The sequence below is a fragment of the Tenacibaculum retecalamus genome (assembly GCF_027941755.1).
GTDB classification, from domain to species: Bacteria; Bacteroidota; Bacteroidia; order Flavobacteriales; family Flavobacteriaceae; genus Polaribacter; species Polaribacter haliotis_B.
In genome coordinates, this window is sequence record NZ_CP115916.1 from 2,586,184 (window position 1) to 2,601,045 (window position 14,862).

Consider the following 14,862-nt stretch of genomic DNA (forward strand, 5'->3'; position numbering starts at 1 on the left):
CATTTTAACTACTTATTAATAATTAATATATAACCAACCCTGAATTGGTTTTTTTCCAGCTTCATTTAATTCTATGATAAACAAATAAGAGCCTACAGGTAATCTCTGACCGCTGTTTATTTTATTAGAAACACCATTCCATGTATTTTTATAGGCCTTTTGTTGAAAAACCATTTTTCCTGACCTATTAAATACTTTTACCGTGTTATTAGCGTGTAAGTAAATATTATCTATCGTCCAAGTATCATTAATACCATCTCCGTTTGGTGAGAATCCATATTTTTTCTTTTGGGTAATGGCATCTGTACATTTGGTAGTATCAGTATCAAAATAATTAATTACACCATCATTATCACAATCCTCTTCTACATCAGGTGTTCCATCACCATCAGTATCTTGTTGATCTGAGTTTGGAATTTCAGGACTATTATCATCCACATCTAATACTCCATCGTTATCGTCATCTTCATCTGTTATATCTGGATCTCCATCTCCATCGGTATCAATTAAAATGGTTAATGTTCCATTTATATTTGTAATTGTATAATTAGTATCTACTCCTGCACTCAAACTAATACTTACTGTTCCGGCAGGTGTGCTATTTGTTGCCGTTGTACTTGCTACTGGAGCTGTATCTAAATCAGTTGCTGTATCTGTATTTACAAAACCATTATAAGTAATCGTAAATGTAGGATTGGCTTTTCCAAATACTTTACTCTTATCATCTGCGCTAGCTATTAATGTTGCTTTACCGATAGTTAAGGTTCCATTTACATTTGAAATAGTGTAATTATTATCTGTTCCTTCTGTAAGTGTTATTGCTTCTGAACCAACATTTGTAGTTACACTTGCTGTTGATGTAGCCGTTGGTGTTGTATCAATATCTGCTACACTATCCGATCCTTTGAAACCGCTATACGAAATTGTAAAGGCTGGATTTGCGTCTCCATATTCTTTATTCTTATCATCAGCGGTAGCTGTTAATGTTGCTTTTCCAATCGTTAAGGTTCCGTTTACAGTTGAAATAGTATAATTATTATCTGTTCCTCCTATTGTTGTTATTCCTACTGAACCAACAGATGTAGTTGTAGTTGCGGTTGATGCAGCGGTTGGTGCGGTATCAATATCTGCTACACTATCCGATCCTTTGAAACCACTATATAAAATTGTAAAGGCTGGGTTTGCATCGCCATATTCTTTACTCTTGTCATCTGCTGTTGCTGTTAGTATTACCTTATTTACTGTAAGAGTACCGTTAATATAACTTGGCGTGTAGTTATTATCACTAACAGCATCTGGTTTAATTACATATGTACCAACGTTGTATGGCGCTACCCCAACAATATAAACATAAGCTCCTGTATCTAATACTGATGCATCTTCACCATTTTTAAATGCTCCGTAGTCAAAGCCAATTGAAAAATTATCTCCATAATTAATTGTTTGATTTTTAGCTGTTACTATTAAGGTTGCTTTAGAAATTGTTAACTTTCCACTAATCGATGTAATTGTATAATTATCATCTGTTCCTGCAGACAATGAAATAATTTCTGAACCAACATTAGATCCTACTACTGCAGTTGTTGTTGCTATTGGTGCTGTATCAAGATTACTTGCGTCATCAGAATTTTTAAATCCTAAATAATCAATAATAAGCGCTGGATTCGCATCACCATATTCACGTGTTATATCTCGTGCTGTTGCTGTCAATGCTGCTTTGGTAATTGTTAAATTACTCGAAGTGTATGAAAAATCATAATTATCCGCTTCTCCACCCGTAAGTGTAATTGGTACCATTCCAACATTTGTTGAAGTTGTTGCTATTGAGCTTGCAACAGGGTATTTACTTAATGCGGTATATGTTTCTCCATTTTTAAATGAAGTAGAAAGGTAGTTAAATGTAAAAACAGGATTCACATCACCATACACTTTAGTTTTATTTGCGGCACTTACAAGTAATGTTGCTTTATTTATTGTTAATAGCATGTCCTTTGTACTCGCTGTATACATACCGCTAGTTACTTGTGTAGCTCTAATAGTTACAGTTCCTGCATTACCTATGTTAACAGTTTTATTATTTGCTCCAGATAAAACTGCTGTTCCTGTTCCACCACTAATAACAGCATAACTAATTGCTCCTCCTGAATTTGAAGTTGCTGCTAAATTAAAGTTAGCATCTCCATAGGTTTTATTAACATTTGCAAATGTAATGGTTGGTGCTATTCTTAATTCTGTAGCAAAACGCCATGTTGTTTTATCTGTTATACCTGCAAAATTATTATTGGCTGCATCTTTAAATGCTGTTGCTGCTACCTTAACATAATAATTTTTATTATATGCCAAAGCAACTGTTGGGTTTATGGTTGCTACTTTATTCGTAGTAGTTACATTACCACTTGTTACACTAACTGTTTCTATAAGGCTATCATCGCTAGCATCATGTATTGTAATGTTCCCTGTATTGGTAACTATGTTTTCGTTAAAGGTAAGTACCAAGTTACTATTTACAGTAATCCCTGTTGCATTGTCTAACGGACTAAGTTTCGTAATTGTTGGTGCTGTAATGTCGTTTACTATAATGGTAAAATTTTGTGTGGTTATACCTCCGTTACCATCAACTGCTTTTAATACTACATTATGACTTCCTTCATTACCAAAAGTATCTCCGGTTAATACTGAACCATTATTTACTTTCGTTTTTATTTGATGATTACTCCTATCTGCTGCATATACATTTCCAGATGTGCTGACATCTACACCCCAGGTTTGCCCTATTCCTGACATTACAGTCGTCTCGACTCCATTTAAAATATCTAGCTTATTTACTACTCCATTTGCTGTATAATAAAAATCACCATTTGCATCATGAGCTAATCCTCCATTGATTGTAAGTCCTGAAAATTCTTCTGTTACCACGGCAGCAGGTGTTACTTTAAATATTTTACCTCCTCTACTGCTTATATAAACATTATTAGAATCGTCAATTGACAAACCTGCGACTTGAGAACCTCCAGTAGCACTGGGCGCAAAAAGAACTGCTGCTGAACCTGGTACAATTTTATACAAATGTCCTGTATTATATTCTGCTCCATATACATTTCCTTCACTATCAACCACAACATCTACTACCTGATTAATAGTCCCTAAAGTAGTTACAACTCTTTCTGGTGTAATTTTTCTAACACTATTTCCATCGGCTACATATACATTTCCCGCATCGTCAATATCCATTCCATAGATACTACTAAAAGTAGCATTGGTTCCAATACCGTCTAAACTACCCGAACTACCGGCCCCTGCAAATGTAGATACGATTCCATCAGGTGTAATTTTCCTGATTTGAATATGAGTTCCAGTATAATTACCGTTAGTTCCAACGTACATATTACCACTTGCATCTACTGCAACACTAGCAGGATCATGGAATTGAGCTATTGCCTTATCTCCATCTGTATTTCCAATTGCACCGGTTCCTATTGCACTCAATGTATTTACTTTAATCAATCCTAACCAGCTAGGTAATGTAGCGGCTGTAATAGTTACAACATCGCCATCTACATCATTGGTTGTAATATTGTAGTTATACGCATCCCCTTCGTCAACAGCGGTTACTGCTGTTGAAGTAAAGGCTGGTGCTGTGTTTATCGTTGTAAAAGTTTTTATTGAAGACTCTGTAGTGCCCACACTATTGGTTGCAAAAGCAATAACACTATAACCACTATTTACTTGTAAACCTGTAAGTGCTTTGGTAAATGCTCCTGTTGTACCTGTAACAACAACTTTAAAAACAGTTGTGTTGTTTACCTCTGCTAATGTTGGTGAACTATCGTTAGTTGTTAATGCGTACACAAAACCTCTTTCGGTAATTGTTGCTCCACCATTTGCAGTTACGTTTCCGTTTACGGTAGCTCCACTTGCTGTAATTATTGTTGCGGCAGTTGTAGTTACAGTAGGTTTTCCTTTTACCGTAATTGTAAAACTTTGCTGTGTAACTCCACCATTTCCATCAGCTGCTTTAAGCGTTATATTATGATCACCAACCTTTCCTGTCGTATCACCTGAAAGCACAGAGCCTTGTGTAATTTTTCTTATTTTTTGACTACCAGTATCCGCAACATAGATATTCCCTAAAGCATCTATTCCAATTCCATTAGGATTACCAAATTGAGCAGCAGTGCCTAAACCATCAGCAGAACCAAAGGTTCCACTTCCTGCAAAGGTACTCACTACACCAGTAGCTGTTATCTTTCTTATTCTTCGATTATTTCGATCTGCTACATAAACATTCCCTAAAGCATCAGCGGTTACTCCAGAAGGATTGTTAAATTGCGCAGCAGTACCTGAACCATTTGTAAAACCAGAGGTGCCATTTCCTGCTAAAGTGCTAACTACACCAGCAGTAGTTATCTTTCTTATTCTATGATCAGTTCCTACTACATAAACATTCCCTAAAGCATCTACTCCAATTCCATTAGGTTGATAAAATTTAGCAGCTACGCCTGTACCGTCTAGAAAACCTGCTGTACCATCTCCTGCAAAAGTACTCACTACACCTGCAACAGTTATCTTTCTTATTCTGTGGTCATCTTGATCTGCTACATAGACATTCCCTGAAACATCTACTGCAACTCCTGTAGGAAATTTAAATTGAGCAGCAGTGCCTGAACCGTTAGCAGAACCAGAGGCTCCACTTCCTGCTAAAGTACTCACTTCTCCTGCTGCAGTTATCTTTCTTATTCTTCTATTAGAACCTTCTGCTACATAGACATTCCCTAAAATATCTACTGCAACTCCATTAGGATAATTAAATTGTGCTAAAGCTCCTGTACCGTCTAGAAAACCTGCTGTACCACTTCCTGCTAGAGTACTCACCACACCAGCAGCTGTTATTTTTCTTATTCTATGATTATATCGATCTGCTACATAAACATTATCTGAAGCATCTACAGCAATTCCATTAGGAACCAAAAATTTAGAAATAACTCCCGTACCATCTAGAAAACCTCCTGTACCATCCCCTGCAATTGTACTTACTATTGTTCCTGATGTTAAATTTAACCAACTAGGTTTCGTAGTTGCGCTAACTGTTACAGCATCGCCATCTACATCATTGATTATAATGTTGTATCCATAAGTATCACCTTCACCAACAGAAGTTATTGCTGTTGATGTAAAAATTGGTGGGGTATTAATCGTTGTAAAAGTTTCTTTGGTTGTTTCTGTTGTACCTGCACTGTTGGTTGCAAAAGCAATAACACTATAATTACTATTTGCTTTTAAACTTGTAAGTGCTTTGGTAAAAGCTCCTGTTGTTCCAGTAACTATCACTTTAAAAACAGTTGTGTTGTTTACCTCTGCTAATGTTGGTGAGCTATCGTCTGACGTTAATGCATATACAAAACCTCTTTCGGTAATTGTTGCTCCTCCGTCAGCTGTAACATTTCCGTTTACTGTAGCGCCATTTGCTGTAATTATTGTTGCGGCATCGGTAGTAACCGAAGGTAGTTGGTGTAGTTTAATACATAAACTTCCTGTTGAACTCCCATAACAATCATTATTTTTAATCATAATACCGTTTGCATCAGTAACAGTAACATGGTAATTTCCTGCTACTAAACCAGTAGCAGTAGCGGTAACCTGTCCATCATTCCATGCATAAAAATATGGCGTTACTCCGCCTGTGACGGCTACTGTAATTGCTCCATCACTAGCTCCATTTACTGATATATTTGTTTGTGAAGCAACTGTAACTACTAATTTATCTGGTTGTGTTATTGTTATTGTATTACTTGTTTTTGAATTACCATTACCATTGTCGTCTCTGACAGTTACTGTATAATTACCTGCTATTAGTCCCGTTGCCGTTGCCGTAGTTTGTCCATCACTCCATAGAAATTGGTATGCCGGCACACCTCCTGAAGCTACTACAGTAGCTGTTCCATCACTTAATCCATTACCTGTAATATTTGTTTGCGAAATTGATAAAACTACTTTAGTGGTGGTTACATCTATTTTGGTTGGTATAGCTTGTAAGTTTGGAGTTGCTTCATCATCTTGTGCAACCACATACACATCATATGCTGTGCCTTCTATTAAACCTGTAACAGAAAATACATTAGTGAAACCACCAGAACTAACCGTAGCTTTGGCACTCTTAATTGCAGCTCCTCCACCTGATGCAGTTCCTGCTTTTACCTCAGCTGAGGTAGGTACTGTTGCTCCATCTGCTACTGCTACATAATATATTTTTCCTGTTTCGTTTATATCTGTATTTAAAGTAAAACTCGTTCCGGCGATACTTGCCGCAGAAGGTGTGCTGTTTTCGAATATTGGTGGTGTTGTATCTACAACCGTAACTTTAATTTCTGATCGTACACTTTCACATCCATTCACATCTACCTGACTAACCCAGTAACTAACTATACCGACAATAGAAGTATTAGGTGTGGGAGCTATATTACTTGGCATACCCCCTGTTTCAAAAGCGTACCACTTTAACCGAACTCCTGAATCTGATAGTGTTCCTAATAAAGGAGTTGCCATTTCTCCTTGTTCATGCTCTACATTACTTACAATAGGTCCAGAAACAGGCATAGATGCTGTAGGTGATTTTACTGTTAAATCTACAGAATAAGTTACGATAGAACCGGAGGCACCTAAACTTCCATAATATTGGTTAACTCGAATTTTTTTAAAAGGAATATAAGCTGCTAAATCTAATACCTGCCCATATCGATTACCTAAAGAGATAGTGACATTGTCTATTATTATATCATATTTAGATATGCTGTTTGTTGATGCTACATTTACAATGTTGTTATCAATTTGTATTTTAATAGAAGCAGCGTTCTGACATTCAGAGATGTCATTAAAATCAAAAAAGAAATTACTGTTTGCTTTTCCTGTTATTGCATGATTGTATATATGATCTGTTTCAATCAAGTAGTCATTTAAACCTACAGATACATCAAGGGCTTTATTAGTACTTTTTACTGCCTCTGAATCTCCTGATGTATTAGGTAAAACTATGTCTTCAATAAAAATATTATTATATATTTCTAATAAGTTAAATTTAACTATAGGGTTAACTGCTGCTGCTGTATTAAATGTTGCGGCTATTAAAAAAAAAGAAATAATCTCCTCAAAAGGTCTAGTTTTATAAACATTGTTGTTATTTTCAGCAAAAGTGATGAGAAATAAATACAAATAAAAAAAAATGGGAAGTTTGGGGCTTTTTATGGGAAGTATGGTGAATAGTTAATTGTAGGCTATAAATTAATATGGGAAGTGATCTGTACTTAACTTGTATTAAAGCGCAGAACTAGCTTCTTCTATAGCTCTTTTATATTTTAAAGAAAGTGGTATTTCTTCATTTTTAATAATCACAATATCTTTTTTTAACGCTTCAATTTTAGCAACATTGATTACATACCGTTGATGACTCTGAAAAAACAAAGTATTAGGTAATTCTTCTTTAAACGTTAATAGTTTATCTCTTACAACGTGCATTTTTTCTTTTAATGTAATTTCTATATAATTTCCATCAGATTTTACATAATAAATATCATTAATATTTATTTTAATTTTTGTGTGTCCGTCTTTTATAAATACGAAATCATTATGGTTTGCTTCGGTACCAGAAGTAGTAGATACTTTTTGATTCTCGAAATTAGTCAACGCTATATTAATTGTAGTTAATAATGTTGGTTCTTGATAGGGTTTCATTAAATACCCATTAGGTTTGGTTTCTAATACTTCTTTTAATGTTTGTTGATCACTAAAAGCTGTTAAATAGACAATAGCTATGTTTAAATGCTTACGAACTTGTTGCGCCAACCAAACTCCATTTTTTTCTCCTGCTAAATTAATATCTAACAAAATTAAATCTACAGATAAACGCTGAATCTCTTTCCATGCTATTTCTGCTTTTGCGGCAGAGCCAGAAACTTCATATTTATTTTCTAACAACATGGTTTCTAAAGATATTCTAGAAATAGCAATGTCTTCTACTATGTAAATTCTTTTTGGTTTTCCCATTTATTTTAATCTCGTTTTAAAATTAAAAATATACTTCAAACCATTTTCACTGATAACTGTTAAATCTGCCTCTATTTCTTCAGCTAGCATTTTTATTAGTCTTTGACCTAATGTGTTTTTTGTGCTAGTGTCAGAATCAAATCCTTTTCCGTTATCAGCATACGTAAAGATATATTCATTCTCATTAATCTCTTTTAAAGACACAGAAACAATTCCTTGCTTTGTGGTAAACGCATATTTTAATGAGTTTATAACCAATTCATTAATAATAAGACCTAAGGTTGTTGCATAATTAATAGGTAAATCAACGTTTATTATACTTAACTTATATTCAATATTTTCTTGTGATGAAACTTGTAATAAGCTAGTACCTAAACCTCTTAAATATTTTTCCATAGAAACTAAAGATAACGTGTCGTCTTTATATAACATCTCATGAACAAGCGCGATAGAACTTATGTGTTTTTGAGATTCATTTATCATTGTGGTTACTTCTTTATTTTTATGCTTAATAGATTGTAAATACAAAAGCCCTGAAATTAATTGCAGGTTATTTTTTACTCGATGATGAATTTCTTTAAGTAATATTTTTTTTTGATTTAAAGACTTCTCTGCTATAATTTTTTGCCTTTTAATAATCTTAGATTTTTCATTGAATTTTTTATAAACATAAAGCATACTTAAAATAATAAACAAAAGCAAACCAATGCCTACTTTTTGATAAAAACCAATTTTCTCTTTCTTGATTATTACTTTTCTACTTTCTAATAATTGATTTGTTTTGTTTTCTACATCTAATTTTATTGTTTCCTCTGTATATATTTTGTTTGTTTTCTCTTGTTCTAAAGAATCAATCAGTCTTTTATGTTTTGTGAAAACAACATTTGCATCGTTAATGTTTCCTAGTAACATTAAGTTTTTTGCTTTTAGATGGAGTGCCTTTACCATCATTTTGTTATTTTTAGACAGCCTTATTATTTTAAAAATACTATCTAAATATTTTAAAGAATGTGGTGAGTTTTCTTTGTAATAAGATATTCTAGCAAGGTCGTAATAGGCGCTTAATTGAATATGTGTTTCTTTTGTTTCTTTACTCGATTTTAAAACTTTGTGTAAAATAGGCAATGCTATATCGTACTCCTTCTTATCAATATCGATAGTTGCTTTATTCGCGTTTATTACATTTATAAAGTGGTTTAAATAAGCTGTATCTATATTTTTGACCCCTACTATTTTAGTGTGTATTGTTTTCAAAGAACTATTAAAATAAAACAAGGCGCTATCATTTTTTTTTTCATTTAAAAATGATAATCCAATGTTATTTTCACAACTAGACCTCGTGTAAGAAATACTATAATGTGACTCTATAGATTTTAAGTATTTTAACTGTAACTTAAAATATTTTTGAGCTTGCTTGTAATTTTTTATGTTATAATATAAATGAGCATATGCATCAATTAATCCTTGCTCTGCTTCTACAATTTTGTCCTCCTTTGTTTCACCAAATGGCTTTCCAAATTTTTTCTGTTGATCGTAATATAATGGTAGTAATTTTAATAATTTATCATACTGTTTCGAATCATTATAAGCTAATTTTAAAACAAACAAAACAAACATAGATTCTTCCATTGCTAAAAACTTCTTAAAAGTTAATAACTCTTTGGCTCTGTAAATAGTTTCCGGAATTGCTTTATATTGATTGTTATAATAATGAAAAATATAGTATTTTACTCTTAGTATAACCTCTTCTTTCTTTGTATACTTTTGACTCCATTTTAAACAGTTTTCTGCTAATTTTAAATACCTTTTAGTAAAATTATATTCAGACCTTCTATTCTTAATAGTTTTTTCAAAATAGCCTATTGCTTTTTTAAATTCTGCATTATTTTTTATTGAAATAGATTTTGGCATAAGAGAATCCAACGACTTTATTTGCCCGTAGGATGTAAATACACTTATAAAAAAAAAGGCAAGAGCACATTTTTTTATCAACAATTTCATAAGTAACATTTTATTATGCAAAATAAAACTTTAATATTCAAAAAAAGGGAAATTTACATATAAAACAAAAACCGACACATTGCTGTATCGGTTTTATATAATTTATTTTGATTATTGGTTTATCCTCCAAAATCATCAAATCGGATATTCTCGTCTGCAAGACCAAAATCTTCTCCCATTTTCTGAACTGCGTTGTTCATTAATGGTGAATGCACAGAAATATAATTCTAAATCTTCTGGTGCTTCGTGTTTCGATAAATATTCGTTGATTACTACTTGGTGAATGAATCCTGTAAATCCGTCTCCTGCTTCATCACTAACATCCGTTTTAACTTTCCAGTTATCTGCTTCTGTTGGATCTGATAAGGCAATAAAGAATTTAAAGTTCGGGAAATCTTTTTCTAAAGCTCTAAAATGATCTACATAAAATAATTCTGCTTTAGATCGACCACCGTACCAATATGTTACTGTTCTACCTGTTTTTAATGTTCTGAATAATTGATATAAGTGAGAACGCATTGGTGCCATACCTGCTCCACCACCTACATATAACATTTCAGAATCAGACTCATTAATAAAGAATTCTCCATAAGGTCCTGAAATAGTACACTTATCTCCTTTCTTTAAGTTAAAAATGTATGAAGATGCGATACCAGGATTTACATCCATCCATCCGCCTTTCACTCTATCGAATGGTGGCGTTGCAATACGTACGTTTAACATAATTTCTCTTCCTTCAGCAGGATAAGAAGCCATAGAATAGGCACGCTCTACAATCTCTTCATTTTTCATTACCAATGGCCACAATCCAAATTTCTCCCAGTCTCCTTTAAACTTATCAGGTTCACCTGGGTGTTCTTGTGGATGCGCTGTAACGTCCATATCAGCATACTTTACAACAGTATTAGGAATTTCAATTTGAATATAACCTCCTGCTTTGTAGCCCATATCTTCAGGAATTTCAACTACAAATTCCTTAATAAAAGTAGCTACGTTATAGTTTCTTACAACTACTGCTTCCCACTTCTTAATTCCGAAAATTTCTTCTGGAATAGAAATATCCATGTCTTGTTTTACTTTTACCTGACAAGATAAACGCACTCCTGCTGCTAATTCTTTACGCGTAAAATGTGGTGTTTCTGTTGGTAAAGCTTCACCTCCACCAGAGTTTACATGACATTCACACTGCACACAAGATCCACCTCCACCACAAGCTGATGGTAAGAAAATTTTCTCTGCTCCTAAAGTAGATAATAATGTACCTCCTGAGGCAACTTCGATTGTTTTATCTCCGTTAATTGTAATTTTTACGGGTCCTGATGGTGCTAGTTTTTGTTTTACAAATAATAACAATCCTACTAAAATTAATAAGATTATTAAAAAAGATATAACTGTTACAGCTACTGTACCTCCTGTACTTACTTCTAAAAATACCATTATTCTATAATTTTTTTAGTGTTATCAGCTAATTTTTCAGCTTTCTCTTTTACCTCTTCTTTTTGCTCAGCTTTCTTCTCAATAGTACTTGGAGTAACTACAGATGTTTTTGGTGCCTCTTCAGTTTTCACTTCTTCGTCACCACCTGTTAACATACCTCCAAAGCTCATAAATCCGATTGCCATTAAACCTGTAATGATAAAAGTGATTCCTAATCCTCTTAAAGCTGGTGGTACAGATGAGTATCTAATTTTTTCACGAATTGCTGCAATAGCAACAATTGCCAAAAACCAGCCGATTCCTGAACCAATACCATAAGTTAATGATAAACCTAAAGTAGGAATTTCACGAGATTGCATGAATAATGACCCTCCTAAAATTGCACAGTTTACTGCGATTAATGGTAAGAAAATACCTAATGAGTTATACAATGCTGGTGCAAATTTCTCTACAATAATTTCTACCAATTGTACCATGGTTGCAATCGTTGCAATAAACATAATAAATGATAAGAAACTTAAATCGTAATCGGCATATTCTGCTCCTAACCAAGACAATGCTCCTGGTTGCAATAAATATTGATCTAATAACCAGTTGATAGGTACTGTTACAGCTAATACAAAAATAACTGCAGCTCCTAAACCTACTGCTGTTGCTACTTTTTTAGATACTGCTAGGTAAGAACACATTCCTAAGAATGTAGCAAATACCATATTATCAATAAATATCGACTTGAAAAATAATTCTAAATGTTCCATTTTTCTATATTTTTAATGATTCCTAACTGGGTTAGTCTTCAATTAGTGCTTTGTTTCTACTACGTTGTATCCAAATAATGATACCAACAACTATTAATGCCATTGGTGATAATAACATAAATCCGTTATTTTCATATCCGAAAGCATACAATCCTGTTAGTTCAATAGGATCTCCTAATACTTTAAATCCTAATAAAGTACCAGAACCTAACAACTCTCTAAAGAAACCTACTGCTATTAAAATAGCACCGTAACCTAATGCATTTCCTATTCCGTCTAAGAATGCTCTCCATAGCCATTTCCTAAAGCAAAGGCTTCAAAACGTCCCATAATAATACAGTTGGTAATAATTAATCCAACAAATACCGAAAGTGTTTTACTTAACTCGTAAGCAAATGCTTTTAATACTTGATCTACAATAATTACTAAAGCAGCAACTACGATTAACTGTACAATAATTCTAATTTTTGATGGAATGATGTTTCTCATTAAAGAGATTACAACGTTTCCAATACCTAATACAAATAATACAGAAACTGCCATTACTATAGAAGCTTTAAGCTCTGCTGTAATTGCTAATGCTGAACAGATACCTAATACTTGAATCGTAATTGGGTTGTTATCCAATAACGGATCTGTAATTAATACTGCGTCTTTTTTTGATAAAAGTCCCATATTTATTTCAATGTTTTAAAGTAAGGCACGTATAAACCTAATTCAGATTTAATCATTGCTGCAACTCCATCACCTGTAATGGTTGCTCCTGCAATTGCATCTACCTCGTTATCATTTTTATCTTCGTTCTTCGGATCATTGTTTGATTTAGAAACTGTGATTCCTTTAAAAGAACCGTTGTTCATTAAATCTTCACCAATAAAATCATCCATAAAGTAACGTTGCTTAATGTTAGCTCCTAAACCTGGTGTTTCTCCTTTGTGATCGAAAAATGCACCTTGTACTACCATATTCTTATCCATTGCAACATATGCCCAAATAGCATCCCAAAGACCTTTACCTCTAATTGGTGCTATGTAAAACGTTTTACCGTCTTTTTCGCCCACAAATAATGGTAATTTTCTTACTTGTCCTGCTTTTGCAGCTGTTTGTTGCTTTTTTACATCAATTAAATATGCATTAGCATCTTCAGTAATTTTATCACCTTCAATAACTAATTGTTTTTTGATGTTTTTTGAAAACGCGTCAGCTACTTTGTCTTTAGATACAAAAACTGCACTGCTTTCATCATTATCATTTACCCCCATAGCATACAAAATGTTTTGTTGCTTTTCGATACGTTTGTTTGCATCAATCATTGGGCGAAGCGATGAAGCTGTAAAAGCTAACAACGCACCTACTACTAATACCATACCAATGGCAAAAAGTAGCGTATATCCATTACTATCTGTTCTCTTACTCATAATTAGGCAGTTTTAACTTTAGCACGTTTTAATCTTCTCTTTACATTTCCTTGAACCACATAATGGTCAATTGTTGGAGCAAAAACGTTCATTAATAAAATAGCTAACATTACTCCTTCTGGATAGGCTGGATTGAATACACGAATCATAATCGAAATAAATCCGATAAAGAAACCATAAATCCATTTTCCTTTGTTGGTTTGTGATGCTGATACAGGATCAGTTGCCATATAAACGGCACCAAAAGCAAAACCTCCAATTAATAAATGTTTCCAGAAATCTAAACTCATTAATCCGTAAAACTTACTTGTTTCACCAATCCATCCTAAATCAACTACTTGATTAAAAATGAATCCCATTACTAAAGCTCCGATTACTGCAGATAACATAATTCTCCAGCTTCCAATCTTTGTTAAGATTAAGAAAAGCCCTCCTAATAAAATTAAGAATGTTGATGTTTCTCCTACTGAACCCGGAATAAATCCGAAGAACATATCAGAAACCGAATGTGTTAATGGTTGTGATTGCGCTAAGCTTCCTAAAACTGTTTCACCAGAAATAGCATCAGCAGTTCCTGCTAATTCTCTAGCATCTGCCACCCACACTTTATCTCCAGACATCCAAGTTGGATATGCGAAGAATAAAAATGCACGTATTGTTAATGCTGGGTTAAGAATATTCATTCCTGTACCACCAAAAACTTCTTTACCGATTACCACACCAAATATAACTGCAACAGCTAACATCCATAATGGTAAATCGATTGGTACAATTAAAGGAACTAACATTCCTGTAACTAAATACCCTTCTTCAATTTCGTGTCCTTTTATGATACAAAATATAAATTCTATTGCTAAACCAACTACGTATGATACAATTACTAATGGTAAAATTTTTACTGCTCCAACTAATAAGTTGTCAAAGTTCCAAAAATCGCCACTAAAGAAAGACATTCCTTCAGTAAAACCATTAATTGCTGCATAATGTTGATATCCTGCATTAAACATACCGAAAATTAAACATGGTACTAAAGCCATGATTACAATATTCATTGTACGTTTTAAATCATCTGCTGCCTTAATATGAGTTCCTCCGTGAGTTGTCTCATTTGGCAAATATAAGAAAGTATGAAAACCATTAAATAGCGGTGCCATTTTGGATCCTTTATACTTTTCTTTTAAATTATGTAAGTTTTGTTTTAAGCCCATATC

The 14,862-nt window shown here is 33.4% G+C and carries 6 protein-coding genes and 2 pseudogenes; all 8 read right to left on the minus strand.

Going from position 1 to position 14,862, the window contains the following annotated elements:
* Positions 1-15 precede the first annotated feature (15 nt).
* Positions 16-7,206 carry an MBG domain-containing protein gene (locus tag PG912_RS12220; RefSeq protein WP_275687750.1) on the minus strand — a complete coding sequence of 2,397 codons (7,191 nt, stop codon included), beginning with the start codon at positions 7,204-7,206 and terminating at the stop codon, positions 16-18.
* Between the two features lie 102 nt (positions 7,207-7,308).
* The gene (locus PG912_RS12225; RefSeq protein ID WP_275687751.1) at positions 7,309-8,037 is read right to left on the minus strand and encodes a LytR/AlgR family response regulator transcription factor; all 729 of its coding nucleotides are present in this window, start codon (positions 8,035-8,037) and stop codon (positions 7,309-7,311) included.
* Positions 8,038-9,948, minus strand: a complete 1,911-nt coding sequence (locus tag PG912_RS12230) for a sensor histidine kinase (protein ID WP_275687752.1) — start codon at positions 9,946-9,948, stop codon at positions 8,038-8,040.
* A gap of 209 nt (positions 9,949-10,157) precedes the next feature.
* Positions 10,158-11,475: pseudogene (gene nqrF, locus PG912_RS12235) on the minus strand (NADH:ubiquinone reductase (Na(+)-transporting) subunit F).
* The gene (nqrE, locus tag PG912_RS12240; RefSeq protein ID WP_260587084.1) at positions 11,475-12,233 is read right to left on the minus strand and encodes an NADH:ubiquinone reductase (Na(+)-transporting) subunit E; all 759 of its coding nucleotides are present in this window, start codon (positions 12,231-12,233) and stop codon (positions 11,475-11,477) included. Before nqrE ends, nqrF begins: the two are co-directional and overlap by 1 nt.
* 31 nt (positions 12,234-12,264) lie before the next feature.
* Positions 12,265-12,908: pseudogene (locus tag PG912_RS12245) on the minus strand (NADH:ubiquinone reductase (Na(+)-transporting) subunit D).
* Between the two features lie 2 nt (positions 12,909-12,910).
* Positions 12,911-13,651, minus strand: a complete 741-nt coding sequence (locus PG912_RS12250; protein ID WP_260587086.1) for a Na(+)-translocating NADH-quinone reductase subunit C — start codon at positions 13,649-13,651, stop codon at positions 12,911-12,913.
* Between the two features lie 2 nt (positions 13,652-13,653).
* Positions 13,654-14,859 (minus strand): NADH:ubiquinone reductase (Na(+)-transporting) subunit B, encoded by a 1,206-nt coding sequence (locus tag PG912_RS12255; protein WP_275687753.1) that lies wholly within the window; start codon positions 14,857-14,859, stop codon positions 13,654-13,656.
* Between the last annotated feature and the right edge of the window lie 3 nt (positions 14,860-14,862).

Bases quoted from the DNA above. Each gene is read 5' to 3' on its own strand.
- nqrE (WP_260587084.1), bottom strand. From the start codon at position 12,233: ATGGAACATTTAGAATTATTTTTCAAGTCGATATTTATTGATAATATG.
- PG912_RS12230 (WP_275687752.1), bottom strand. From the start codon at position 9,948: ATGCCAAAATCTATTTCAATAAAAAATAATGCAGAATTTAAAAAAGCA.
- PG912_RS12255 (WP_275687753.1), bottom strand. From the start codon at position 14,859: ATGGGCTTAAAACAAAACTTACATAATTTAAAAGAAAAGTATAAAGGA.
- PG912_RS12250 (WP_260587086.1), bottom strand. From the start codon at position 13,651: ATGAGTAAGAGAACAGATAGTAATGGATATACGCTACTTTTTGCCATT.
- PG912_RS12225 (WP_275687751.1), bottom strand. From the start codon at position 8,037: ATGGGAAAACCAAAAAGAATTTACATAGTAGAAGACATTGCTATTTCT.